General features: G+C 74.1%; 24 protein-coding genes and 2 tRNA genes. 16 read left to right on the top strand and 10 right to left on the bottom strand.

The features are described 5' to 3' along the window. Positions 1-174 precede the first annotated feature (174 nt). A tRNA-Arg gene (locus CFP66_RS05680) sits at positions 175-247 on the bottom strand. 156 nt (positions 248-403) lie between these two features. Here CFP66_RS05680 and CFP66_RS05675 point away from each other — a divergent pair. After that, complete coding sequence (locus CFP66_RS05675; protein ID WP_158228033.1) at positions 404-1,153, top strand: Sir2 family NAD-dependent protein deacetylase; 750 nt, start codon at positions 404-406, stop codon at positions 1,151-1,153. 69 nt (positions 1,154-1,222) lie between these two features. Here the strand turns inward: CFP66_RS05675 and CFP66_RS05670 are convergent, their stop codons facing one another. After that, positions 1,223-2,356 carry a hypothetical protein gene (locus tag CFP66_RS05670; RefSeq protein ID WP_094920839.1) on the bottom strand — a complete coding sequence of 378 codons (1,134 nt, stop codon included), beginning with the start codon at positions 2,354-2,356 and terminating at the stop codon, positions 1,223-1,225. 256 nt (positions 2,357-2,612) lie between these two features. Between CFP66_RS05670 and CFP66_RS05665 the strand changes: the two genes are divergently transcribed. The 4 genes from CFP66_RS05665 to CFP66_RS05650 all read left to right on the top strand — a co-directional run bounded on the left by CFP66_RS05665 (position 2,613) and on the right by CFP66_RS05650 (position 7,161). Then, the gene (locus tag CFP66_RS05665; protein ID WP_094920837.1) at positions 2,613-3,311 is read left to right on the top strand and encodes a response regulator transcription factor; all 699 of its coding nucleotides are present in this window, start codon (positions 2,613-2,615) and stop codon (positions 3,309-3,311) included. Positions 3,312-3,319: 8 nt separating this feature from the next. Continuing rightward, positions 3,320-4,744 carry a HAMP domain-containing sensor histidine kinase gene (locus CFP66_RS05660; RefSeq protein WP_233159159.1) on the top strand — a complete coding sequence of 475 codons (1,425 nt, stop codon included), beginning with the start codon at positions 3,320-3,322 and terminating at the stop codon, positions 4,742-4,744. An 88-nt stretch (positions 4,745-4,832) separates the two neighbouring features. After that, entirely contained in the window at positions 4,833-6,422 is a 1,590-nt protein-coding gene (locus CFP66_RS05655) for a S1C family serine protease (protein WP_233159158.1), read from the top strand. A 250-nt stretch (positions 6,423-6,672) separates the two neighbouring features. Beyond that, positions 6,673-7,161, top strand: coding sequence for a molybdenum cofactor biosynthesis protein B (locus tag CFP66_RS05650; RefSeq protein WP_369804974.1), 489 nt, complete (start codon positions 6,673-6,675; stop codon positions 7,159-7,161). A 1,015-nt stretch (positions 7,162-8,176) separates the two neighbouring features. On the opposite strand, the gene CFP66_RS05645 is transcribed toward CFP66_RS05650, so the two are convergent. Beyond that, positions 8,177-8,584 (bottom strand): hypothetical protein, encoded by a 408-nt coding sequence (locus CFP66_RS05645; RefSeq protein WP_094920834.1) that lies wholly within the window; start codon positions 8,582-8,584, stop codon positions 8,177-8,179. A gap of 33 nt (positions 8,585-8,617) precedes the next feature. Here CFP66_RS05645 and CFP66_RS48440 point away from each other — a divergent pair, with 33 nt between their 5' ends. Continuing rightward, a complete protein-coding gene (locus tag CFP66_RS48440; RefSeq protein WP_198961242.1) occupies positions 8,618-8,776 on the top strand; it encodes a hypothetical protein in 159 nt (52 codons plus the stop codon). Positions 8,777-8,798: 22 nt separating this feature from the next. Here the strand turns inward: CFP66_RS48440 and mscL are convergent, their stop codons facing one another. From mscL to CFP66_RS05625, 4 genes are all read right to left on the bottom strand, one after another. Then, complete coding sequence (gene mscL, locus CFP66_RS05640; RefSeq protein ID WP_094920833.1) at positions 8,799-9,215, bottom strand: large-conductance mechanosensitive channel protein MscL; 417 nt, start codon at positions 9,213-9,215, stop codon at positions 8,799-8,801. A 1-nt stretch (position 9,216) separates the two neighbouring features. Then, the gene (locus tag CFP66_RS05635) at positions 9,217-9,855 is read right to left on the bottom strand and encodes an SAF domain-containing protein (protein ID WP_233159157.1); all 639 of its coding nucleotides are present in this window, start codon (positions 9,853-9,855) and stop codon (positions 9,217-9,219) included. 87 nt (positions 9,856-9,942) lie between these two features. Continuing rightward, positions 9,943-10,311: an FmdB family zinc ribbon protein gene (locus CFP66_RS05630; protein ID WP_094920831.1), complete on the bottom strand. Its 369-nt coding sequence runs from the start codon at positions 10,309-10,311 to the stop codon at positions 9,943-9,945. Positions 10,312-10,369: 58 nt separating this feature from the next. Beyond that, a complete protein-coding gene (locus CFP66_RS05625) occupies positions 10,370-10,972 on the bottom strand; it encodes a 5-formyltetrahydrofolate cyclo-ligase (RefSeq protein WP_094920829.1) in 603 nt (200 codons plus the stop codon). A 39-nt stretch (positions 10,973-11,011) separates the two neighbouring features. Between CFP66_RS05625 and CFP66_RS05620 the strand changes: the two genes are divergently transcribed. The 6 genes from CFP66_RS05620 (at position 11,012) to CFP66_RS05595 (ending at position 16,569) form a co-directional block, all read left to right on the top strand. After that, entirely contained in the window at positions 11,012-11,911 is a 900-nt protein-coding gene (locus tag CFP66_RS05620) for a UTP--glucose-1-phosphate uridylyltransferase (RefSeq protein WP_094920828.1), read from the top strand. Between the two features lie 7 nt (positions 11,912-11,918). Further along, the gene (gene glp / locus CFP66_RS05615; protein WP_094920826.1) at positions 11,919-13,145 is read left to right on the top strand and encodes a gephyrin-like molybdotransferase Glp; all 1,227 of its coding nucleotides are present in this window, start codon (positions 11,919-11,921) and stop codon (positions 13,143-13,145) included. Between the two features lie 7 nt (positions 13,146-13,152). After that, positions 13,153-13,839 (top strand): GNAT family N-acetyltransferase, encoded by a 687-nt coding sequence (locus tag CFP66_RS05610; RefSeq protein WP_094920825.1) that lies wholly within the window; start codon positions 13,153-13,155, stop codon positions 13,837-13,839. A gap of 178 nt (positions 13,840-14,017) precedes the next feature. Then, on the top strand, positions 14,018-14,965 hold the full coding sequence (locus CFP66_RS05605) for a hypothetical protein (protein ID WP_094920823.1): 948 nt from the start codon (positions 14,018-14,020) through the stop codon (positions 14,963-14,965). 42 nt (positions 14,966-15,007) lie between these two features. Then, a tRNA-Ala gene (locus CFP66_RS05600) sits at positions 15,008-15,080 on the top strand. 919 nt (positions 15,081-15,999) lie between these two features. Then, the gene (locus CFP66_RS05595; RefSeq protein WP_094920822.1) at positions 16,000-16,569 is read left to right on the top strand and encodes a hypothetical protein; all 570 of its coding nucleotides are present in this window, start codon (positions 16,000-16,002) and stop codon (positions 16,567-16,569) included. A gap of 61 nt (positions 16,570-16,630) precedes the next feature. Here the strand turns inward: CFP66_RS05595 and CFP66_RS05590 are convergent, their stop codons facing one another. Beyond that, the gene (locus CFP66_RS05590) at positions 16,631-18,166 is read right to left on the bottom strand and encodes a dolichyl-phosphate-mannose--protein mannosyltransferase (RefSeq protein ID WP_094921601.1); all 1,536 of its coding nucleotides are present in this window, start codon (positions 18,164-18,166) and stop codon (positions 16,631-16,633) included. Positions 18,167-18,276: 110 nt separating this feature from the next. Between CFP66_RS05590 and rsmI the strand changes: the two genes are divergently transcribed. Continuing rightward, positions 18,277-19,128, top strand: a complete 852-nt coding sequence (rsmI, locus tag CFP66_RS05585) for a 16S rRNA (cytidine(1402)-2'-O)-methyltransferase (protein WP_094921600.1) — start codon at positions 18,277-18,279, stop codon at positions 19,126-19,128. Here the strand turns inward: rsmI and CFP66_RS05580 are convergent. Continuing rightward, positions 19,125-19,997, bottom strand: coding sequence for a CPBP family intramembrane glutamic endopeptidase (locus CFP66_RS05580; RefSeq protein WP_143517124.1), 873 nt, complete (start codon positions 19,995-19,997; stop codon positions 19,125-19,127). The two genes, rsmI and CFP66_RS05580, sit on opposite strands and share 4 nt — an antisense overlap. Positions 19,998-20,157: 160 nt before the next feature. Here CFP66_RS05580 and CFP66_RS05575 point away from each other — a divergent pair, with 160 nt between their 5' ends. From CFP66_RS05575 to CFP66_RS05565, 3 genes are read left to right on the top strand one after another with little or no spacing between them, the layout of a single operon-like run. After that, the gene (locus CFP66_RS05575; RefSeq protein ID WP_094920818.1) at positions 20,158-21,243 is read left to right on the top strand and encodes a hypothetical protein; all 1,086 of its coding nucleotides are present in this window, start codon (positions 20,158-20,160) and stop codon (positions 21,241-21,243) included. Continuing rightward, positions 21,240-22,847 carry a VWA domain-containing protein gene (locus CFP66_RS05570; protein ID WP_094921598.1) on the top strand — a complete coding sequence of 536 codons (1,608 nt, stop codon included), beginning with the start codon at positions 21,240-21,242 and terminating at the stop codon, positions 22,845-22,847. The genes CFP66_RS05575 and CFP66_RS05570 overlap by 4 nt, the downstream gene beginning before the upstream one ends. Then, positions 22,840-23,445, top strand: coding sequence for a hypothetical protein (locus tag CFP66_RS05565; RefSeq protein ID WP_094920817.1), 606 nt, complete (start codon positions 22,840-22,842; stop codon positions 23,443-23,445). The genes CFP66_RS05570 and CFP66_RS05565 overlap by 8 nt, the downstream gene beginning before the upstream one ends. 10 nt (positions 23,446-23,455) lie before the next feature. Here the strand turns inward: CFP66_RS05565 and CFP66_RS05560 are convergent, their stop codons facing one another. Further along, the gene (locus CFP66_RS05560) at positions 23,456-24,547 is read right to left on the bottom strand and encodes a polysaccharide lyase family 7 protein (protein ID WP_143517123.1); all 1,092 of its coding nucleotides are present in this window, start codon (positions 24,545-24,547) and stop codon (positions 23,456-23,458) included. Positions 24,548-24,684 lie beyond the last annotated feature (137 nt).

Here is a 24,684-nt window from a genome sequence, read left to right as displayed (position 1 = left end):
TCAGGCGCCGACGCTACAGCATCGCGCCGGACGCCGGCGGCGGGCGCGCGTGCAGTGCGTCGCGGTGTACCGGCGCGTCGAGGAGCCCACCGTGCTCGCGTTCGACGACGGGATCGCCGACGACGCCGGCGGGCTCCCCACGAACGACACCCGTTCTTGTGCAGATGCTGTACGTGCCCCCGGCAGGATTCGAACCTGCGACACCCGCTTTAGGAGAGCGGTGCTCTATCCCCTGAGCTACGAGGGCCTGCGTGCAGGTTACCCGGGAGCCGCGGGCGCCCCGCCGTCGCCGTCGCGTCGTCGGCGAGGGGGCGCGAGGTGAGGGCGCCGCGAGCGGGCCGAGCAACGGTGCACGCTGGTGTGCGGGGTGCCGGACCGGCCCGCCGGATGTGAGGATCGTGATGTGGTCGACGCCGTGAAAGATGTGTCCAGCCTCGTCGATGTCGCCCCGCGGGAGCGGTTCGCGCGGGTCTGCGCGCTGACCGGCGCCGGGATCAGCGTGGCCGCCGGGCTCGGCACGTTCCGCGGGCCGGACGGTCTGTGGACGATCGCGCCCGAGGTGGAGCGCGCCATGCACGCCCACCTGCTGCCCGCCAACGTCGACGCGCTGTGGAGCGTCTGGGGTGGGATGTGGGAGATCGCGGCGGGGGCGGGTCCCACCCCCGCGCACCGCGCGCTCGCCGCCACCGGGGCGTCGGTGATCACCCAGAACATCGACGGCCTGCACCAGGCTGCCGGGTCGGCCGACGTGGTCGAGTTGCACGGCTCCGCGGGCCGCGCCCGCTGCCTCGACGACGATTTCTGCGGCTGGACCGGGCAGGCGCACGAGGTGCGCCAGGGCGACCTGCCGGGGTGCGCGCGCTGCACGGAGCCGGCCCGACCGGCCGTGGTCCTGTTCGGGGAGATGCTCGACCCGGAGGCGCTCGGCGAAGCGCGGCGGCTGGTCTCGTCCTGCGACCTGTTCCTCGCCGTGGGCACGTCCGGGCGGGTGGCACCGGCGTCCTGGCTCGCGCCCACCGCACGGGCGGCGGGGGCGTACTGCGTCAACATCGACCTGCATCCCGACGGCCCGGCCGACCCCGCGTTCCACGCCCGGGTGGTCGGCGACGCGCAGGACGTCCTCACCGAATGGGCGAGCCTGCCGTCACCGTGACGCCGGCCGGGAGCTCACACACCGATTCCTGAGGGCCGAAGTCGGGGTGTGACGGGCGCGCCGGCCCGCTCAGGGCGTAACTCGGGGCGGCAGCGTCCACTCGTGGTGCGGGCCCTCGTGCAGGGCGGCGTAGACGCGGTCGCGGACGTCGTTGGCCTCGTGGTCGGTGAGCGTGCGGTCCAGGGGGCGCAGGACCAGGCGGACCAGCAGGTTCTCCTGACCCGGGCGGGAACCGAGGCGGGCCCGGACGTGCTGCGGCAGGCGCTCGTGCGGCGTGGCCGTGCGCACCGACAGGCTCTCCAGCACCTGGGCGTCGGCGCCCAGCGCGCGGCGGGCGCGGTCACCGAGCAGATCGGTGTCGGTGCCGGCGGCGACCACGATCGACAGGTCCCGTCCCGTGGGCGGCAGCATCGAGACCGGCCGCCACGGCTCGAGGTCCTGCATCTGCCCGGCGATCCGCGGGTCGGCCGCCCGCAGCAGCCGGATGTCGGGGAGGCCCTTGCGGAGCATGAGCGCGCGGTCCAGACCCATGCCGAGCGCGAGGCCGCTCCACCGGTCCGGGTCGAGCCCGGCGCGGCGCAGCACCCCCGGGGCCGCCAGCCCGCACTCGGCGAGCTCGACCCAGCCGTCGCCGGTGTCGACGTCGAGCTGCCGTCCCGCCGCGGTGTACGGGTGGTCTGCGGCCACCGTGCGCCAGCGGGCGCCCGGCAGGATCGCCGGGACGAGTGCGGCCAGCATCTCCTGCAGGTCCGCGGGGGTCATGCGGCGGCCGCGCACGATCCGCCACAGGTCCACCTGGTGCGGCTCGCCGACGTGCAGGCGGTCGATGGCGTCGCGGCGGTGGACCAGGCCCGGCAGCACGAGCAGCAGGTCGTCGGGCGCGTCGGGACGGCCGGCGAGGGCGCGCAGCGCGGGCGGCACCGCGGCAGATGTGTGGCTGCGCAGCATCACGGTCTCGCTCAGGTAGCGGGAGTAGCGGCTCTCCCGCGTGACGGCGGACGGCGCGTAACCGAGCCGGTCGTAGTTGTCCTCGACGGCGACGGCGGCCCCCTGGCGCTGGACGGACACGGCGCGGTGCCGCCCGAGGGCGGCCACGGCGGCGTCGAGCAGCAGTTGCAGTGCGTGCGGGCCGTGGGCGGGGTCGGTCAGGTCGCGCAGGGCGAGAGCGGCAGCGACGGCGTCGGGTTCGAGAGTTGCGGTCATGGCGAGGTCCTCACGGGTGCGGCGGATGCGGGCGGCACACCCCCGGTCGCTGCGGCGCGAGGACGCTCAGGCAGGCGTGGCGGTGCCCTCGCGGCCGCGCTGCGGCCGGGGGCGGGGAAATCGCCGCGTGAGCGCCATGGCACCCAGAATAGGCGTGCCGGCAACGGGAAAACCGCTGCTCACCCGGCTGGGCAGCGTTGCGCGTACCACAGGCAGCTCTCAGGCGCGTCTCAGATCGCCGGGTCAGACTGGCCTCATGCGCATCCTCGTCGTCGACGACGACCGGTCGGTCCGGGAGTCGTTGCGCCGGTCGTTGGCGTTCAACGGCTACCAGGTCGAGCTCGCCAACGACGGGCAGGCGGCGCTCGACGCGGTGCTCGCGCAGCGGCCCGACGCGATGGTGCTCGACGTGATGATGCCCCGCCTGGACGGCCTCGAGGTGTGCCGGCGCATGCGGGCCGCGGGCGACGCGCTGCCGATCCTGGTGCTCACCGCCCGTGACGCGGTCTCCGACCGGGTGGCCGGGCTCGACGCGGGCGCCGACGACTACCTGCCCAAGCCGTTCGCCCTCGAGGAGCTGCTCGCCCGGCTGCGCGCGCTGCTGCGCCGGCGCAGCCCCGAGGACATCGCGGCCGCCGCCGGGCAGAGCAAGCCGCTGGAGTTCGCCGACCTGTCGCTGGATCCGGATACGCGCGACGTGCGCCGCGGTGAGCGCACGATCAGCCTCACGCGCACCGAGTTCTCGCTGCTGGAGCTGCTGCTCACGAACCCGCGGCGGGTGCTCTCGCGCTCCCAGATCCTGGAGCAGGTCTGGGGCTACGACTTCCCGACCACCGGTAACGCGCTGGAGGTCTACATCGGCTACCTGCGGCGCAAGACCGAGGCCGACGGCGAGCACCGGTTGATCCACACGGTGCGCGGCGTCGGGTACGTCCTGCGCGACACCCCACCGTGAGCCGTTCCGTGTCGCAGCGCCACGTCCGGCTGGACGGCTCGACGCCCCGGATCGACGCCCTCGAGCAGCTCTCGTTGCGCAGCCGCATCGGGATGCTCGCCGCGCTGGTGGCGGCGCTCGCCGTGGTGCTGGTGTCGGCCGCCGCGTTCGTCACGGTGCGCGTGAACATCCTGCAGACGCTCGACGCCAACCTGTTGCAGCGCGCGTCCGCGGCGGCGCAGAGCGAGCTCGCCGATCCCCAGCAGCTGGCCACGATCCCCACCGAGGTGCTGGGGGCGGGGGACATCCGGCTCGCGCTGCTCCTCGCCGCCGGGCCGGCCATCTCCGCGGAGGGCGCTGCCTCCGCCCCGCCCCTGGGACGTGACGAGCTCGCCGTGGCCCAGGGCGTGGAATCCTCCTCCACGCGCACCGCGGTCGAGGACGGCGTGCCCTACCGCGTGGTCGCCGTGCAGGCCGGTCGCGGGCAGGCGTTGGTGATCGCCCAGCAGCTCGGTTCCACACAGCAGGTGATGACCAAACTCGGGGTCGCGCTGCCGATCGTCGGGGGGATCGGGGTGGTGGTCGCGGCGTTCGCCGGCGTGGCGATCGCGCGTGCCGGGCTGCGGCCGGTCGACCGGCTCACCGCGGCCACGGAGCGCGTCGCGGCCACCGGTGACCTGCGCCCGATCCCCGTCGAGGGGTCCGACGAGCTCGCCCGCCTGACGGCCAGCTTCAACGAGATGCTCGGCGCGGTCGCGGCGTCGCAGGAGCAGCAGCGGCGCCTCGTCGCCGACGCCGGGCACGAGCTGCGGACCCCGCTGACCTCCATGCGCACGAACCTCGAGCTGCTGGCCGCCGCCAGCAAGCCGGGCGCACCGGTGCTGCCCGAGTCCGATCGCGCCGAGATCCTGGACGACGTGCAGGCGCAGGTTGCCGAGCTGTCCACGCTCGTCGGCGACCTGGTCGAGCTGGCCCGCGACGACGCACCGATGGTCGTGCACGAGCCCCTCGAGCTCACCGAGGTCGTGCAGCGGGCGCTGGAACGGGCCCGCCGCCGCTCGGGCGACGTCGAGTTCGTCCCGTACCTCGTGCCGTGGACCCTCGCCGGCGACGCCACGGCCCTGGAACGCGCTGTGCTCAACCTGCTCGACAACGGGGCGAAGTGGAGCCCGCCCGACGGTCGGGTGCGGGTGCAGATGCGCCCGCTCGACGAGTGGTCGGTCGTGCTCGAGGTGGCCGATGCGGGTCCCGGCATCGCCGAGGAGGACCTGCCGCGGGTGTTCGACCGCTTCTACCGCGCGGCCACCTCCCGCACCATGCCCGGATCCGGGCTCGGGCTGGCCATCGTCCGGCAGGTCGCCGTGCGCCACGGAGGCGCCGTGTGGGCGGGGCGGGCGCCCGAGGGCGGCGCGCTGCTCGCGATTCGGCTGCCGGGCCGCAGGCTCTTCCCCTGACCGCAACCCCGACCCCGAAGATCGGCGACGGCCGCGCGGCGCGGCTAGGCTGAGTCGGCAGGCTCCCGGACGCGAACGCGGTGATGGCATGGTGAACCACCCCTCTGAACCCGATGCGTCCGCAGGCAGGCCGCCCGAGGGGGAACCGCAACCGACTGCGCAGGCCCCGCCGGAGCCCGAGTCGCCGCCCCGCAGCGACGAGCACGCCGCTCCCGCGGCCGCGGAGGCCGCCGGAACGCCGGGTGGCCAGCACCGCACCGAGATGACCGACGGGGAGCAGACCGCGCCCCGTCCAGCGGTTCCGCCGGGCGGGGCCCACCAACCCGCGGGCCACGCCGGGTGGCCCGCGGCCCCGGGCGCGTGGGCACCCGCCGGTCGCCCTGCGCCCCCTGGATGGCCGGCGCCCGGTCCGCAGCCGGAGATCCCGCAGCACGACGGCCGGACGATGTACCTGGGAGCGGGCCGGCACGGCGCTGCCGGGTGGTACCCGCCCCCCGGCCCTCCGCCGTCCGGATTCCCGTCGGGGGTGCCGGGCCAGCTCGGCGGTGACCCCCGGTGGCCCGGCCCCGGGGCCCACCTGCTGCCGGCCGTCCGGTATCCGGACGCGCCTGCCGGCAACGCGCGCGGGTCGCGGCGAGGGCTGCTCGCGCTCGGGCTGGTCGGGATGCTGATCGCGGGACTCATCGGCGGAGTCGTCGGCACCATGCTGGCGCAGAACGGGCGCAACGGCTCGGTGGGCGTGCTCGGCCAGCCGCTGCCCGGGGTCGAGGAGGGGGCGGCCCCCACCACCCCGGTGGAGGCCGTCGCCGCACGCGTACTGCCCAGCGTGGTGCAACTGCGCGTGGACACCCCGGGAGCAACGGGGGAGGGCTCGGCGATGGTGCTGAGCGCCGACGGGCTCCTGCTCACCAACAACCACGTGGTGGAGGCGGCCGCCCAGTCGGGCACCGTCACCGCGGTGTTCGACGACGGCCGCACCGCCGCCGCCCTGATCGTCGGGCGTGACCCCAGCTCCGACGTCGCGGTGATCCGCGCGCAGAACGTCACCGGGCTGGTTCCGGTCGAGCTGGGCAACTCCGACTCGGTGCGGGTCGGCCAGCAGGTCGTGGCGTTCGGGGCACCGCTCGGGCTCGGCGGCACCGTCACCACCGGCATCATCAGCGCCGTCGACCGGGCCGTGAACGTCGGCCCGGAGACCGGCGCCAACACCCCCACCGTGCTCAACGCCCTGCAGACCGACGCCGCGATCAACCCCGGCAACTCCGGCGGCCCGCTGGTCGACATGCAGGGCCGGGTCGTGGGCATCAACTCCGCGATCGCCACCACGGGCGCCCAGGGCGGCTCGATCGGCGTGGGCTTCTCCATCCCGGTGAACCAGGCCCGCCGCGTCGCCGAGGAGCTCGAGCGCACCGGACGCGCCTCGCGCGCCGTCCTCGGCGTCACCGTGGAGGACAACCCGCAGCAGGCGGGGGCGATCATCCGCGAGGTCGTGCCCGGTGGCGCGGCCGAGCAGGCCGGGATCCGTCCGGACGACGTCGTGCTCCGCTTCGGCGACCAGCGGATCAGCACCGGCACCGACCTGCAGGCTGCCGTCGGTTCCCGCGCGCCCGGCGAGGTCGTCGACGTGCAGTTGGGCGACCGGACGGTTCAGGTCACCCTCATCGCGGCCCCGAACTAGCAGCCCCAGCCGTGAGTGGATACGGGTGCCGGGGCACTCGTATCCACTCACGGGGGGTGTCCCAGCTCAGCGGTTGACGTCGCCGTGACCGTCTGGTGTCGTTCACTGGTCCCGGTCGTGGTGCCCCACGCCGGGCGTCGGTCGCGTCGGCGCCGGTACCCCCTCCCAGCGCCGGCGCGACCCCGCCCCACCCGGCGTCCGACCGGTGCCAGGCCCCCGAGGGCCACACCACTACGGTGAGCACATGGAGATGGCGCCGCCTCAGATCGGTCGAGCCCTCGTGGTGGTCGTGGACGACCGGGTGAGCCACGGTGAACGTGAAGACGGCATCGGGCCGCTGGTCACCGAGCTGCTCGAGGAGGCGCGCCTCGTCGTCGACGCGGTCGTCGTGGTGCCGGGTGACCCGGTCGCGATCCGCAACGCGCTCAACACCGCAGTGATCGGCGGCGTCGACCTCGTCGTCACGGTCGGCGGCACCGGCGTGTCGCCGCGCGACGTCACCGCCGATGCCACGGCGGGCGTGCTCGACCGCCCGATCCCCGGCATCGCCGAGGCCATCCGCGCCTCCGGCCTCGCCGCCGGGGCGATGGACGCGGGCCTGTCCCGTGGCCTCGTCGGGGTCTCGGGCAGCACGTTGGTGGTGAACCTCGCCCCGTCCCGGGCCGCGGTGCGCGACGGGATGGCAACCCTCACCCCGCTCGTCGCCCACGTGGTCCAGGAGCTGTCCGGCCTGGACTAGCACGTCACCCACCCACCCGCGCCCGCCGGCTTCGATCATGCGGCGGCGCGCGGTGCGAGCCGCACGTCAGGGCGCTCACGACCGCGCTCACGTGCTTCTCAGGCCTCGACTCGCCGCCATGATCGCCAGGAGTGGTTCCAGGCCGCAGATCTGCCGCTCCGGAACTACTTTCGCTGGTCAAGTCCGCCCCTCACGTTCCGCGGAACGCACTTTCCATGATCAGATAGACCTGAGAGGGATTCGGGGAAGATCCAAAAACCCTCACGTCTATCTGGTCATGAAAACATCTGTGGGCGCGTCGTCCCCGGCTCGCATCCACTGCTCCTCACCCCTGTCCTGGTCTTCGGCGCAGTCGGCCGGTTCCGCTGCTGCCGCTCGTCGGCGGGGTGGCCGGGTTGGCGGAACTACCGAATATCCGGGCTGGATGGACAGCCGTCCCCGGCGCGGGCCCAGGCCCGTTCGGGACGGGTGCTCACCTTGCGGTGGTCCCGTTCCACACCTCTTATCGACGATCAGCGGTCACGTCTGCGGCGTGCCCACTTCCCGTGATCGGCGGGATCAGGAGCTGCGACGAAGTGGCGCGGCTCAGGTCCCTGTCCCACTGGTCAAGGCCGTTTTGAAGTGGGTTCGAGAACGGCACCACAGCCAGGTGGGCACGGACCCGGCCGCCGCGGACTCGTCCGGAACAGGCCTGGGCCAGGTCGGGAACGGCCGCCCGGTCGACCACGCATATTCGTTGCTTGTACCCCATCCAGCCACCCCGGCGCGGAGGACGACCTCGGCGCCGGACCGATTGCGTGTGAGACCCCGGGCGGTGGCGGGGCATGACCACCGGGAGGAGCAGTGGCAACGCCTCGCGACACCGAGCCGAGGCGCGCACGTACCCCGCCACGCCTTCGAACTGGCGCCGCGCACCCCGTCGACGGCTTGCGTCGGCGGAGAGGGGGGCGCTGCGTGACCCGGTGAACGTCCGTGGCGACCGCACCACGGCTGTCGGGCGGGGCCGCGGGTCCGTTCAGGGGGTGCGCGGCGGGCCGTCCGGGTCGGTGGCCTCGGGGTTCGTCGCGGCGGGGGTGATCCGTTCTCCCGCCGGGCCCGCCATGCCCGCGGGCCCGGGCGGCGGTGTCGGCTCCGGGTCGGCGTCCACGGTGGTGGGCTGCTGCGCGGCACGAGGCCGGTCGAGCGTCTCGCCCACCCGCGTGCTGGCGCCCTCCAGCTTGTCGTGGAAGCGCCCGCCGGTGGCCCGGTCCAGCCCGCCGGTCGTGACGTCGGTGGCCTTCACCGCGAGGTCCGCCGCCCGGTCGAGATAGCCGGGTGCCTTCTCCCGGGCGGTGCCCGACAGCTCGGCCGCCCGCTCCGACACCTCGCCCGCCTTCAGCAGCGCTGTGTCGGCGAGCTCCTTGGCTCTGTCCATGAATCCCATGCGCCCATCGTCGCACCGGTGCAGGATGGACAGGTGGACGAATTGCCCGATCCGGTGCGTCGCAGGCTCGACGAGGTCTTCGGGGACGTGCTCCCCGCCACCACCTCGGACGAGCGTGAGGACCGTCCCGACTCCGGGGACGGCGACGCGGAGCTGCTGGCGAACCGGCCGCCGCACCACGACCAGGACTGACCAGGACCGACGACCCCGGGGATCAGGTCTCGTGCCGCCCACCCGTGCTGTGGGCCTGGGCCTTCAGCAGGTCGCGGATCTCGGTGAGCAGCTCCACGTCGGTGGCCTCGGCAGGGCCTGCCTCCTCACCACGCTTGCGCCGCTGCTTGAGCGTGTTGAGCGGGAGCACCACGAGGAAGTAGACGACCGCGGCGACGATGAGGAAGTTGACCGCCGCGCTGATCACCGCGGCGATGTCGAGGTAGGTGCTCTCCTTGTCACCCACGATCTGGATCCCGAGTCCGGTGTCGCTCGGCGTGGGGATCGCGTTGATGAGCGGTTGCAGGATGCGCTGGGTGACGGAGGTGACGATGCTGCTGAACGCAGCGCCGATGACCACCGCGACCGCGAGGTCGACGACGTTCCCGCGCAGGATGAAGTCCTTGAAACCTTTGATCACGTCAGCGCAGCGTAATGGCGACCTGCTCGGTGAGCGACGCGGCGGCGACCCGGGCGGCGATCTCCGCGGGCATCGCGACGAGGACCAACCGCCCTGACGACGGGGATTCCGGCGGGAGCACCGCGAGCACGGCCGCTGCGGTGGCCAGTATCACCGGTTCGCCGGCGCTCGCACCGACCGTGACGACGTCCACATTGCTGCCCGGGACGAGCAGGGCGCCCACGCCCTCGTCGGCGAGGCGTACCGGTACGGCAGCGGCGCCGGCGGGCGCTCCGAACACCGCGGCGGCACCGGCGAGGCGGGTGTCGGTGAGGGGCTCGCCCGCTCGTGCGGCCCCGACGAGGACGCGGCCGTCGGCCGCGGCGGGCTCGCGCAGCACACCGGCCGGCACGAGGTCGGGAGGCCATTGCCGGACGGCGAGGTCGGGCGCGTGCAGCGTGGACCCGGCCGGGACATCGACCGCCGCCACCAACACGGGGACACCGTCGACGCCACTCGGCGCGAGCGCGAGGACCAGGGCGAGCGATGCCAGCAGCCCGGCGGCGACGCGGCGTAGCAGCGCGAGCCTGCGCCATCCGGGGCCGGTCACCACCGCCGCGAGGCGGGCGAGCGGCCGGGGTGCGAGCCGGGCATCGGACATGCGGCAGACGCTAGAGCGGCAACACCCTCAGCGGGCCGGGGCGAGCTGACCTGTGGACAACTCAGTCGTCATGTGGACAACTACCGGTCAGGACGCTGCGGCTGCCGGCGTGCTCGACGAGGAGGAGCCGTTCGACGAGCTCGATGAGCTCTGCGACGTACTGCTGCTGCTGCTCGACGACTCGCTCGTGCTCGACCCGCTCGTGGCCGGCTCGCTCTTGCCCGAATCGCTCTTGCCGGAGTCGCTCTTGGCCGACTCGCTCGCCACGCCGCCACCGCTCGCGCGGCTGTCGGTGCGGTAGAAACCGCTGCCCTTGAACACGATGCCGACCGAGTTGAAGACCTTGCGCAGGGGGCCTGAGCAGGCCGGGCAGTCCGTCAGCGCGGAGTCGGTGAATGACTGCACTGCCTCGAACCGGTGGTCACAGGCCTTGCAGGCGTACTGGTAGGTCGGCACGAGTCCCTCCGGGGCGAACGAGCTGGCACTCGATCGAGTCGAGTGCCAGCATAACCCGTCAGGGGAAGCGGTTGTTCCCCAGCGGGGTGTGACCGGCGTCGGCGAGCAGCGCGGCCGTCACCCGCCGGTCGTGCGGCTCGGCGGGCAGCCGCTCCACCAGCTCCTCGTCGTTCAGCACGACGACGAGCGGGACGCCCGGCGCCGCCAGCGGCAGCGTCCGGTCGTAGTAGCCGCCCCCGCGGCCGAGCCGGGCTCCCGTGCGGTCGGCGGCCAGCGCGGGCACCAGCACCAACCGTGCGTCCGCCACCGCTGCCGGCCCCAGCCGGGTCCCGGTGGGTTCCCGCAACCCGAGCGGCCCTGCGTGCAGGGATGCCGGGCCGGTGTACGCGGCCCAGTCCAAGGGGCCGGGAGTCGACGGCACCACCGGCAGCAGCACGCGGTGGCCCGCGGCGAGCAGGGCGTCCACCAGTTCGGGGGATCCGGGCTCGAGGCCGACCGGCAGATAGGCGCACACCGGACCGCCCGTCCGGCCGGCCAGCCGCACGGCCGCCCCGGCCAGCGCCACGGCCCGCGCCGCCCGCACCGGCGGCGGCAGGGCCTCGCGCGCCGCGATGAGAGCGGTGCGCCAACGGTTCTTCTCGGTGAGAACGGCGCGTCCCATCACGCAATAAACCTACCGGCGCCATTAGGCTCGCCGACCATGAACGAGCCTGCGTACCGGGAGCTGCCGTTCCGCTCCGCGGTGGTCCCGGCCGCCGGCCTGGGCACTCGGTTCCTGCCCACCACCAAGACCGTGCCCAAGGAGCTCCTGCCGGTCCTCGACACGCCGGGCATCGAGCTCGTTGCCGCGGAGGCCGCCGAGGCCGGTGCCGAGCGGCTGTTGATCGTCAGCTCTCCGGGCAAGGACGCGGTGGCGGAGCACTTCGCCGACTCGGCCGAGCTGGAGAAGGAGCTCGCGGCCCGGGGCAAGGACGCGCTGGTCGCGAAGGTGCGGCGGGCGCACGAGCTGATCGCCGTGCAGACGGTCATCCAGGACGAGGCTAAGGGCCTGGGCCACGCCGTCGGCTGCGCGCGCGGGGCCCTGGGGCCCGACGAGCAGGCCTTCGCCGTGCTGCTGCCCGACGACCTCGTGCTGCCCAGCGGTGTGCTCTCCACGATGGCCGAGGTCCGGAAACGGCACGGGGGCAGCGTGCTGTGCGCGTTCGACGTGCCGCGGGAGGAGATCGCGGCCTACGGCGTCTTCGAGATCACCGACACCGACGACGAGGACGTGAAGCGCGTCCACGGGATGGTCGAGAAACCCGAGCCCGCCCAGGCGCCGTCCACGCTCGCGGCAGCCGGCCGCTACCTGCTCGACCGGGCCGTCTTCGACGCGCTCGACCGGATCACCCCGGGAGCGGGTGGTGAGTTGCAGCTCACCGACGCCGTCGCCCTGATGATCGAGGAAGGGCATCCGGTGCACGTGGTCGTGCACCGGGGCATCCGCCACGACCTCGGCAACCCCGCCGGGTACGTGCGCGCTTTCGTCGACTTCGCCCTCGACGACCCCGACCTCGGTCCCGACCTGCGTGCCTGGCTGGCCGCCCGCCTGAAGGGTTGACACCGACGTGCGGACGGTCGACGAGCAGCTCGAGCGGGTCCTCGCCACCGCGGTGCGCCCCGCACCGGTGCGGGTGGCGCTCTCGGACGCCCACGGGTTGCGGTGCGCGGAGGAGGTCGTCTCCTCGCGCCCGCTGCCCGGATTCGACCAGGCGGCGATCGACGGCTACGCCGTGCGCAGCGTCGACCTGGCCGGGGCGTGCCCCGACGAACCGGCGTCCATCCCGGTCGTGGGGGAGATCCCGGCGGGATCGCGGCAGCCGCTGCGGCTGCAACCCGGCCAGGCCGTCCGCGTCAACGCGGGCGCGCCGCTGCCGACGCTGGCCGACGCCGTCGTGCCCATGGCGAACACCGATGCCGGCACCGCCCGGCTGAGCGTCCACCAGGGTGTGCCGTCCGCGGCGTTCGTCCGGCGGATCGGCGAGGACGTCCAGCCCGGCGACGTCGCGGTGCGCCGCGATGCGGTGATCGGCGCGCCCCAAGTGGCGATGCTGGCCGCCACCGGGCGGGACAAGGTCCTCGTGCACCCGAAGCCGCGGGTCTCGGTGATCTCGGTCGGCGACGAGCTCGTCGACCTCGCCCGCACGCCGGGCGCCGGTCAGATCCCCGACGTCTGCTCGCCCGCGCTCGCGGCCGCGGCGCGCGAGGCGGGGGCCGAGACGACGCGTCCGGGGCTCGTCCGTGGTGACGCGCGCGACGTCAGCGCCGCGATGCAGGACCGGCTCCCGTTCAGCGACGTGATCGTGGTGTGCGGGGCCGTCGGCGGCGCGGCGGGCGCCGAGGTGCAGTCCGCGCTCGCCGGGCTCGGCGAGCTCGACACCACGCGCGTCGCCATGCACCCGGGCTCCACTCAGGCGTTCGGGCGGCTGGGCCCCGACGGCGTGCCCACCTTCCTGTTCCCGTCCTACCCGGCCACCGCGCTACTGCTGTTCGAGGTGCTGGTGCGCCCGCTGCTGCGGATCGCGCTCGGCCGCACCGACCCCCACCGGCGGATGCTCTCGGCGCGCCTCACCTCGCCCGTCGTCTCGCAGCCGGGCCGGCGCGGCTACGTGCGCGGCCGGCTGCTGCGCGAGCAGGCCACCGGCGACTACCTCGTGCAGCCGATCGGCACGTCGGGCACGCACCTGCTGTCGTCGCTCGGCGAGGCCAACGGCCTGATCGTGCTCCCCGAGGACCTCACAGAGGCCACCGTCGACGAGATCGTCACCGTCGCGTTCCTGCCCGCCCCGGCCTGAGCGCCCAATGGCGCACGCGTACCCCGGGCGGGCCCCGGCGCGCCATCCCGGCTGGCCGGCCAGGCTCGGGCCGCTGCGCGTCCCCGGCGGCGTGGTGGCCCTGCGCCCGGTGTGGCTGCGCGACGGCGCTGCGTGGTCGGCGATCCGCATCCGCGACGAGCATCACCTCGCGCCGTGGGAGCCGACGATGCCCGGCGGATGGGCCGAGCGCCACTCGCGCGGCGAGTGGCCCGCCCGCTGGGTGCAGCTGCGGGCGGCGGCGCGCCGGGGCGCCGCGCTGCCGTTCGCGGTGACCCTGGACGGCCGCTTCGTCGGCCACGTCATGGTCGGCAACGTGGTGCGCGAGCCACTGCTCTCGGCCTACGTCGGCTACTGGGTCGACTCCCGCGTCTCCGGCAGCGGTGTGATCACCGCGGCGGTCGCGCTCGTGGTGGACCACTGCTTCGGGCGTGTCGGGCTGCACCGCCTGGAAGCGACGGTGCGGCCGGAGAACGCCGCGAGCCTGCGGGTCCTGGAGAAGCTCGGGTTCCGCGAGGAAGGACTGTTCCGCCGCTACCTCGACGTCGACGGGGCCTGGCGCGACCACGCCTGCTTCGCCCTCACCGCCGACGAGATGCGCCCGGGCGGCCTGACGGCACGCCTGGTCGCAGCCGGGCGCGCGGAGCGGATGGGTGACCCGAGCCCGCGCACCTGACTCCTCGACGTGCGCATCGTGTCGCTGCCGCCCGGCACGCGGGTGAACCTCATCGCGTCGGCGCGTCGCTGCCCGTTTCATGCACCGGCGCTGACTACCGTGGACGCCGGGAGCGATCTTGGCCGGGGAACCGGGACGTTCCCGGACTGCGCCCATGGGGGAGGGGTAGGAGGCAGCCGTGCCGAGCTCGATGATCTTCGCGAGCCTGGTGGTGCTCTGGCTGCTGATCCTCGTCCCCGCGGTCGCGCGGCGTCGGCAGGAAGTGGCCCGGCCGAGCGTCGCCGCCCTTTCCGGGCGGGTGCTGGAGCGACCGCTGCAGCACCGGCGCCCGGCCACGGGCCGTGAACGGGAGGTGCACGGGATGGACGAGGTGACGCGCGACACGAGCCGCGATCACGACGACGACCTCGACCGGGCCGAGGAGGAGCGCGACGACCGGCGCTGGGAGCGACCGACGCCGCGCTACCGCCCCGGCCGAGGCGGCTTCGATCCGGAGGCCGCGGCGCTCGCCGCCCGCGCCCGCTACGCCTTCCGGCAGCGGGTCGTGCTCGCCATGCTGATCGTCGCCGTCATCACCGGCGTGATCGCCGCCATCGCGCTCCCCGGGATGTGGTGGCCCCACGCCGCCGTCGACCTCGCCCTCGTCGGCTACCTCGTCTACCTGCGCCGCCAGGTGCGCATGGAGGAGTCGATCCGGGAACGCCGTGCCGCACGCATGGCAGGCACCCGCCGGACCCCCGCCGCCGACGACCCGGAACTCGACACCTGGGCCCGCCGCGGCCGTGACGTCACCCGCCTCGAGGACGACGAGTACGCCGACGAGCTCGACGACGAGTACGACGAGGAGGACCTGGAGCACGACGACGCGGACGCCGACGAGGACCTCCTCGACGAGGAGCCCGAACGGATCCCCGGCACCGGCGAGCCGCTGCGCCGCGCCAAGGGCCGCGCCGAGCCCGAGGACGACCCCACCGACGGCGAGCCCGCCCTGCCGCGGCTGCGCCCCGCCCCGCCACCCGCGCTCCCCGCCGGAACCGCCCTGGTCGAGGCCGACGACGACGACCCCGACCTGTACGAGCTCGACGGCCCGGCCCGTCCCGACTACCGCCGTGCAGCGGGCGAGTGACCGGCTGATAAGGTCGTCAGGTCCGGCGGGAACGCCGGGCACGGGGCTGTGGCGCAGTTGGTAGCGCGACTCGTTCGCATCGAGTAGGTCAGGGGTTCGATTCCCCTCAGCTCCACCCGGTTGGTGAGGTGTGCTCGCGGAGTGCGCTCGCCGTTGTCGTGTGTCGCGTTTTCTCTGGGGGCCAAGCCCCCAGACCCCCGGCCGGAGGGCTTCGCCCCCGGACCCCCATCCTCTGTGGTTCCTCTGCGTTGGATGCCTCCCGTCTGCGACGGATGCCTTCTGTCTGCGACGGATGCCTTCTGTCTGCGACGGATGCCTTCTGTCTGCGACGGATGCCTTCTGTCTGCGACAGATGCCTCCCGTCGGTCGGATGTGTTCCGTCTGCTCGGGCGTCTCCGTCTCCGTCTGCGTCGGATGTGTTCCGTCTGTCTCGGGTGCCTCGCGTGTGCGTGGGATCCTCTGGGCGAGCCGTCGTGGTGGGTTTCTCCGGGGTGAGAGGCCTCCCCGACTGTCGGACCGCGCGCTTGCCCCGTCCGACCCACCTCTGGGCCGGGGCGAGTTGCGGCCGTGATCACCGGATGGGAGCGGTGGCGGCGATATATGGCCGTTTCTGCACCCATCTGGTGATCATGGGTCGGCAGGGAGGCGGTGATCGCTGATCCGGTGCAGAAGCGGCGATATGTGGCCGGTTCTGCGCCCGTTCGGTGATCATGGCTCTTCGGTCGCCGGCCACGGGCGTTCCCGCCGGCCGCGGTTCCGGCACCAACTCGCCGCCGGAGGGGCCCGGGGCTGTGGCGCTGCGGCCCCTGGGCGCCACCTGCTGAGGTTCGCGGCGGGTCGCCGCGCTGGGAGCGGGAACGGCGAAGGCCCGTCCCGGGGCATGGGAACGGGCCTTCGTCGGCCGAGGTCATCGGCGCCGGCCCCGCAGTGCGGGGCCGGGATGGAGTTCGTCCGGCCGGCTCCGGGTGTTACGTCACGTCGCCGGCCGGCTCCGCTCCGCGCTGCACCGTTCGCCGGTGGGGCAGGATGCCCGTGTGCCGAGACTGCGTCACGCCGTCGTCCTCGCCGCCCTCACCGTGCTGGTCGGTGGGCTGGCCGTGCTGGCCGTCGCCGATCCCTTCCACCTGCGGAACATCCGGTGGTTCACCGCAGGGCTGGTGCTGCTCGCCGTGCTGCTGCTGACCGCGACGTTCGCGGTGCTCGCGCGCCGAGGGCTGCTGCGGGCGTGTGTGCTGGTCATCGGGGGCATCGCAGCGCTCGGATGGGTGGGGATCGTCGTGCTTGCCGACCGGGTGAGCGTCGAGAACCGGACGGTGTCGGAGGTGGCCGAGGGCAGCAGGCGGCTCGTGGTCGTCGAAGGCGCCCGCGAGGCGATCGCCCCCGTCTACGCGGTGGTCCTGCGCTCGGGCGGGGGGCCTTTCGAGCAGGAGACCGTGGTCTACCAGGGCGTCGAGGCCGCTCCGGCGCCCGCGGAGATCCGGTTCGTCGATCCCGACACCGTCGAGGTGCGCACCGGGGCCGGCTGTGCCTACCGCTCGGAGGTCGAAGCCGTCACGCTCGACGTCGACCCCGTTCACCGCCCGCTGCGCGCCGACGGCTGCTGAACCGCGGCTGCGGAGAGCGCGACACGCGTGCGCCGAGACCCCGACTCGCGGGGCTGGGGGTTCACGCCCGCCAGGAGGGCAGCCACAGCTGCGCGTCCCACATGTCCGGCGTGATCGGCGCGCCCACCAGGATGGGCCACAGCCACACGAAGTTCGCCACGACCGCGCCCACCCAGAGGCAGACGACCAGCAGCCCCGTCTGGCGGCGCTCCCTCCCGGCCGCGGACGGGCCGAGGATTTCGCCCATGACCAGCACGGTGGCGAGCACCAGGAACGGCGCCAGCGGCGCCATGTAGAAGTAGTACATCTGCCGGTCGAGGTTGGCGAACCACGGCAGGATGCCGGCGCCGTAGGCGAGCAGGACCGCGCCGTAGCGCCAGTCGAAGCGCGTGACCAGGCGCCACAGCGCGAACGCGAGCACCACGAGCGCGGGCCACCACAGCGCGGGGGTGCCGATCAGCATCACGGCGCTCACGCAGTCGGTGGTGCCGCAGCCGCTGACCTGCTCGCCCGACGCGTAGTGGTAGAGCATGGGTCGCAGCCCCATCGGCCACGTCCACGGCTTCGACTCCCACGGGTGCACCCCGCTGGACTCGGTGGTCAGGCCGCTGTGGAACTCCAGCACCTTGCCGCTGTAGTACCAGAGCGAGCGCAGCGCGTCGGGCATCCAGGACCAGGGGCCGCCCTCGCCGATCTCGGTCCCCACCGCGTACCGGTCGGTGGCGGTCTCGCTGCGGAACCAGGCCCACCACGCCGAGAGGTAGGCGAGCACCGGCACGAGGGCCAGCGCCCACAGCGCGGGCGGGAGGTCGCGGCGCAGCGTGCCGACCCACGGCCTGCGCACGCCCGCAGCCCTCCGGGCGGTGACGTCCCAGAGCATGACGAGCAGGGCGAACGCCGCCACCCAGTACGACCCGGACCACTTGACGGCGCAGCCCCAGCCCAGCAGCGCACCGGCGAGCAGCCGCCACCAGCGCACCCCCAGCCGCGGCCCGTAGGGGGTGTCGTCGACGCGGGCCTCGGTGACGACGAGGGCCATCCGGGCACGCACGTCGTCGCGGTCGCAGAGCAGGGCCGCGAACGCGGCGAGCACGAAGAACGCGGAGAAGGCGTCGAGCATCCCCATCCGGGACTGCACGTGCGACATCCCGTCGCAGATCAGCAGGACGCCGGCGAGCCCGCCGAGCAGGGTGGAGCGCGTGAGCCTGCGGGCGACGCGCACCACCAGCAGCACGGTGAGCACGCCCGCGAGCGCCGAGGCGGCCCGCCAGCCGACGCCGTCGTAGCCGAACAGCATCTCGCCCAGCGCGATCAGCTGCTTGCCCAGCGGCGGGTGCACCACGAGCTCGTAGCCCGGGTTGTCCTCCACCCCGCCGTTGCGCAGGATCTGCCAGGCCTGCGGAACGTAGTGCTTCTCGTCGAAGATCGGGGTGCCCGCGTCGGTGGGGCTCCCCAGGCCCGAGAAGCGCACCACGGCCGCGACGAGCGCGAGGACGATCGTGACGACCCAGCCGCGCAGCCGGTCGGTGGGCGGCGGCGGGCCGAGCACGGCCGTCGGATCGAGCGGACGCGGGCCGTGCACCGGGACGGTTCCGATCGGCCGGACGCCCGACGCGCGGGGGTCCTGTCCGCCGGCCGGGGTGGCCGGGCCGGGCGGCGAGCCGTCGGCGGTGCGGGTGGCCACGCAGACGATCGTAGGCTGTGGAGGTGTCCCAGAGCTCAGGCGTCGGCAGGCTGGTGCTCGCGGCGACGCCGCTCGGTGATGCGGGGGACGCGTCCGCGCGCCTGCGCGAGGCCATGGCCACCGCAGACGTCGTCGCGGCCGAGGACACCCGCAGGTTCCGTTCGCTCGCGGCGGCGCTGGGGGTGGCCGTCGGCGGGCGGGTGATCAGCCATTACGACGCCGTCGAGGCCGCGCGCCTGCCCCGCCTGCTCGACGACGTGCGCGCCGGACGCACCGTGCTCGTCGTGTCCGACGCCGGGATGCCCGCGGTGTCCGACCCGGGGTACCGGATCGTGGCCGCGGCCGCCGCCGAGGACCTGCCGGTCACCTGCCTGCCCGGGCCGTCCGCCGTGACCACGGCGCTGGTGCTGGCCGGGGTGCCCGCCGAGCGGTTCTGCTTCGAGGGCTTCGCCCCGCGCCGCGACGGGGAACGCCGCCGCTGGCTGGCCGGGCTGGTGGCCGAGCCGCGGGCGGTCGTGTTCTTCGAGTCGCCGCACCGGCTCGCCGAGACGCTCGCCGTGGCCGCCGAACTGCTGGGCGCGGACCGGGCGGGCGCGGTCTGCCGGGAGCTGACGAAGACCTACGAGGAGGTCCGGCGCGGGCCGCTGGGCGAGCTCGCGGGGTGGGCGGCCGAGGGACGCGTGCGGGGCGAGATCACCGTGGTGCTGGCCGGTGCTGCGCCCACGGCGGCACCGAGCGTCGAGTCCCTGGTGGGCGCGGTGCAGGAGCGGGTGGCCGACGGCGAGCGGCTCAAGGACGCGGTCTCGGCGGTGGCGGAGGCGGCAGGCGTCCAGAAGCGCAAGCTCTACGAGGCCGCGCTCGCGAACCGCCCCTAGCGCTTCAGGCCGGATCGATCGGGCTCCTCGGCCGGTCCGTGCCGCCACACGATCGCCACCGCACCGGCGACGGCGAGGGCCACGGCCGTCTGCACCACCGCTCCGATGTCCCCGTGGGCCGGCAGGAGCGCATCCGCCGCGTTCCAGGCGGCGTGCACCAGCACCGCGGCCCAGACCCCGCCGCGCAGGTGCTCGGTCACGAACAGGATCGTGTAGCAGAGCGGGAACAGGCAGGCGAAGAACAGCGCGCCCTGCAGCGAGAACAGACCCTTGGCGTGCTGTCCGGTGCCGACCAGGAAGAACAGCGGCAGGTGCCACGGCCCCCACACCATCGCCATGACGACCGCCGTGCGCACCCGCCCGTACCGCAGGCGCAGCCGCGGCTGCACGAACCCGCGCCACCCGAACTCCTCGGAGAGCGGCCCCGACACGAGCGTGTAGGCGAGCACACCGAGCGGACCGCCGACACCGGCCGCGACTGACGCGGCGTGCAGCGGTATGGCGCCGAGGTCGTCCAGGCCCAGCACCACCGCCGCGACCACCGGCGGGGTGGCGCCCAGCACGATCGCGACGACCGGCCACACCGCGCTCACCCGGACGTCCGCTCGCGGCGGGCCGCCGCGGCGCTCCCGCCGCATCATCAGCCACATCGCCAGCGCGGCCAGCGACGGCCCGGCCGCGGCGAGGCCGAACACCAGCGCCGCGAAGCCCTCGTCGAGGTCGGCCCCGAGCACCCCCAGCACCGACCACGGCACCCACGAGAGCACCAGGCACAACGCGCCGAACTGCACGAGCCGCCGGACCGGCAGCGGCGGCGGATCGGCCCGACCGGTCGGTCGCGGTGCCGGATGCCGTTCCCGAATGTTCACCCCGCGCAGCGTGGTCGAATCCCCGGGCCCAGGAACTGGTGCCTGCCCCCGTTCGCAGCCGGGGTTCTCCCCACCCACGCGCCGGTGGGCTTCCGGCGAGGGCCACCAGACGCCGGCTGTTGTTCAGGGGGCGTTCATCGTGCTCCGCTTGGATGCCGCCATGACCCCTCCCCGCCGGCGGCGGGTCCTCAGCCGGCTCCTCGCCGTCCTCCTGCTCGGGGTTCTGGGATTCGTGGTGTTCCGGGACGTCCGCGGGGCCGCGCCCGCAGCCCCTGCCGTCGTCACGGGGGTCATCGGGTCGGAGAAGCTGGCGTTCTTCGCGGACGAGCGCGTGCGGGAGGTGCTGCGCGCCGAGGGCCTGGAGGTCCGTGCCGACCCGGCGGGCTCGCGCCAGATCGCCACCGCGGTGGACCTGGGTGCCTACGACTTCGCGTTCCCCTCCAGCTCGCCCGCCGCGGACAAGCTGCTGGCCACGCACCCCGGCGTGCGTACCTACGCGCCGTTCTCCTCGCCGATGGCGGTGGCCACGTTCGCCCCGATCGTCGACCTGCTCACCGAGGCGGGTGTGGTGGCTCCCGGCGGCACGACCTTCGACGTGAGCCGATATCTCGAGCTCGCGGCGACCGGCACCCGCTGGGACACGCTGCCCGGCAACACGGCGTTCCCCGCGCGCAAGGACGTGCTGCTCTCGACGACGGCGCCGTGCCAGTCCAACTCGGCGGCCATGTACCTCGGCATCGCCTCCTACGTGGCGAACGCCGACGCCGTCGTCGCCGGCCCGGCAGCCACCGCCGCGGTGCTGCCCGCCGTGCAGCCGCTCTTCCGCGACCAGGGCTACCTACCGCCGACCACCGAGGTGCTCTTCGAGGACTACCTGTCGGCCGGGATGGGCCGGGTGCCGATGGCGCTGGTGTACGAGGCGCAGTACCTGGCGGAGGCGCTCTCGTCGGACCCGGTGCTGCCGCCCGACGCGCGCCTGCTCTACCCGAGCCCGACGATCTTCTCGCGGCACACGCTCGTGCCGCTGACACCCGCGGGGGAGCGCGTCGGGGAACTGCTGACCTCCGATCCGCGGCTGGCCACGCTCGCCGCGGAGCACGGGTTCCGGCCCACCGACCCGCGGCCGTTCGCGGCCGCCTTCCGGGACCGGGGCCTGCCGGACCCGCCCGCGCTGGTGGACGTGGTCGAGCCGCCGTCGTTCGACACGTTGGAGGGGATGTTGACGCAACTCGGGTGTGGCCCGTGAGGCGCCCGGTCGCGCTCGCCGCAGTGGTGCTCGCGCTGGTGACGGGGTGCGGCGGCGCGGGAGGGCCGGAGCCGGGTCCGGGCGCGCCCGTGACCCTGCGGGTGCTGGCCGGCAGCGAGCTCGCCGACCTCGCGCCGGTCCTCGAGGAGGCCGCGGCGGCCACCGGCGTGCGGGTCGAGCTCGACCCCGTGGGCACCCTGGACGGAGCCGAGGCCGTCGCCTCCGGCGCCGCGGAGGCGGACCACGACGCGATCTGGTTCTCCTCCAACCGCTACCTCGCGCTGCGGCCCGAAGCGCAGTCCCGGCTCGGCACGGCCACCGACATCATGTCCTCGCCGGTCGTGCTCGGCTTGCGCCGCTCGGTCGCGGAGCGGCTCGGGTGGGTGGACCGGCCCGTCACCTGGGCGGAGATCGCCGCGGCCGCCGGGGCCGGTGGGTTCACCTACGGGATGACCGACCCGTCGGCGTCCAACTCCGGGTTCTCGGCCGTGGTCGCGGTGGCGACGGCACTGGTGGGGGCCGGGTCGGCGCTCACGGTGGCGCAGGCGGAGTCGACCGCTCCCGGGCTGCGCGACTTCTTCGCCGCCCAGCGGCTCGCCGCCGGTTCGTCGGGGTTCCTGCAGGACGCCTACGTGCGCCGCGCCACCGGTGCGGATCCGGGCGAGCCGGTGGACGGCTTGATCAACTACGAGTCGGTGCTCCTGGCGATGAACGCCTCGGGCGCGCTCCCCGAACCACTCGAGCTGATCCGCCCGGCCGACGGCGTGGTCACCGCGGAGTACCCGTTCACCGTGCTGGCGTCGGCGTCGGAGCAGGCGCGTGACGGCTACCGCAGGCTCACCGAGCACCTGCGCACCCCGGACGTCCAGCGGGCGATCGCGGAGCGCACCCACCGGCGGCCTGCGGTGCCGGGGGTGGCAGCGCCGCCGTCGGGCACGGTCGTCGAGCTGCCGTTCCCGGCGGAGGCCGATGTCGTCGACGCGCTGCTGGCCACCTACTTCGACAAGCTGCGCAGGCCGTCGCGCACGATCTACGTGCTCGACACCTCGGGGTCGATGGAAGGCGACGAGCGGATCGGGGCCCTGCGCCGCTCGCTCGCAGGACTCGCGGGGGCCGACCCGTCGCTCACGGCGCAGTTCCGGCGGTTCCGGGGCCGCGAAGAGGTGACGTTGCTGCCGTTCGCCACCGTGCCCGCTCCACCCCGGACGTTCACCGTGGCCGAGGACGACGCGGGCCCGGACCGGCAGCGGATCGCCGACGCCGGCGCCACGCTGCGACCCGGCGGGGACACCGCGATCTACGAGAGCCTGGAGGCCGCCTACCGGATCGCGGCGGAGCAGATCGCCGCCGACCCGGACCGTTTCACGTCCATCGTGCTGATGACCGACGGCGAGAACACCACGGGCGCCGATCTCGGTGCGTTCCGGTCGTTCGTCGCGTCCCGATCGGCGGTGCTGCGCAGCGTGCCGGTGTTCTGCGTGCTGTTCGGCGAGACCGACGCCGACGAGATGACCGAGGTGGCGCGGCTCACCGGTGGCCGCACGTTCGACGCGCGCACCAGCGACCTCGCGGACGTCTTCCAGGAGATCCGCGGCTATGTCTGACCGGAAGGACGCGGTCCGCCGCTACCTCGGCTCGCGGAAGAACATCGCGGGGATGAGCGGCGCCCTGGCCGGGGTCGGGCTGCACGCCGCCGGGGTGATCGGTGACGTCTGGCCGGTGGTCGCGGCGGGGCTGTACGGGGTGGGCGCGCTGGTCGGACCCGCCGACCCGGTGCCGGCTGCCGAGCCGCGCCTGACCGACGTGCTGCGCGTCGAGGCCGACGCGTTGCTCGACCGTGCCGTGACCCTGGACCGCGAGCTGCCGGCCGGCGCGCTCGCCCTCGTCCGGCGGATCGTGCGCACCGTCCGGCTCGTCCTCGACCGGCTCGACGAGGTGGCCGACCGGGAGGCCGACCGGATCGCGGCACCCGACCAGCTCGCCCGCGCGGCCGAGATCGTGCGCGTGGACGTGCCGGCTTGCGTGGACACCTACCTGGGGCGCGCACCGTCGACTCCGGCGGAGCGTGCGGCCCGGGAGCTGTGCACCCAGCTCGAGCTGGTCGTCGCCGGCGCGGACGGGCTCGCCGCCCAGGTCCCCGACGTCCACGCCCAGCGCGCCGAGGACCTGACGCGGGAGATGCGCCGCCGCCACGAGGGGTGAGCCCGGCCGGTCAGCCGCTGTGGCTGATGTTCACGTCGTAGACCACGACCTGGCCCTCGTCCGAGCTGGACGCGCCCTTGGAGGTGTTGGAGTTGACGTAGGCACCGGCCTTGAAGTAGCTCTGCGCACCGAAGATCGGCAGGTCGGCCTTGAGGTCGCCGTTGTACCAGACCTTCACCTGCCCGTCGGACGATTCGATCTTCACGCGGAACCGCTCGCCGAGCCGGTAGGCGTCGTCGAGGGGAACGTCCTTCTTCCCGTCGGCGTACTTGACGGTGAGCTCGTTGCCGGAGAGGTGGATCTGCATGACGTCGTCGTCGCCGCCGTGGATCTGACCGGCGATGACGTCGGGCTTCGTCGACGGAGTCTTCGTGATGGCCTGGTCGAGCTCCATCACGTGGGTGCCGGACCGGCCGTCCCAGCTGGCCTTCTCGGAGCCCTTCATCTCCCGCAGCTCCGAGCGCGGGTACTTGCTGTTCTCCGTGGTGACACCGCCGGCGTTCGCGGTGAAGACGACGCCGTCGCGCGAGTCGTTGAGCCGGAAGTACTCGCTGTCGTAGGTGTCGAGCTCGGAGCCCTCGACCGTGTCCGGGCTGCCCTCCTCGCCCGTCGGCAGCGTGAGGTACCAGTTGTCCGGGTCGATGAGCTCGGCGGGGAACTTCTCCGCCTTGCGCAGCGCGGCGGCCGCGGGCCCGTCCGACTCCTCGGCGGCCTCGGACTCCTCGCCGCCCTCGGACTCCTCGGTGGGCTCCGCCTCCTCGCTCGTGGGTTCCTCGGTGGGCTCTTCGGTGGGTTCCTCGGTGGGCTCGGGGGCCTCGAGCACCGGGAGGGTGGGGGGCGGGGGGAGGATCGCCAGGTCGTCCGACGCGAGGTCGACACCTGCGTCGGACTCCGAGGCGCCGAGCACCCCGTTCATGGAGAGCGTGCCGCCGATGACGGCGATCACGGCCGCCACGGCGACGAAGAGCGCTGCGCTGCGATGTGCGGGGGCGCGAACGCCCCGGGTGACACGCGCGTCATCACCGTGGTCCGAGCGCACCTCGCGGCGCGACGGACGGGTGGTGCGCGGGTGCCGGCCTTCGGGGGAGCGATGCCGGGACACGAACCTGCCTTCCGGAGCGACGACCGGCCGGCGAACGCCCGGCTCGGGGATGCCGGCGGGTGGGGAGTCCCGTGTCCGTTCCGTGACCGATCCTGTCGGTGGGAAAGCTATCGGTGACTTCATGATCGGTTGCCTGC

The sequence above is a fragment of the Pseudonocardia sp. MH-G8 genome, from assembly GCF_002262885.1.
Taxonomy (GTDB): Bacteria; Actinomycetota; Actinomycetes; order Mycobacteriales; family Pseudonocardiaceae; genus Pseudonocardia.
Note: the sequence above shows the minus strand (reverse complement) of the source record. Positions and strands in the feature narration are given on the sequence as shown.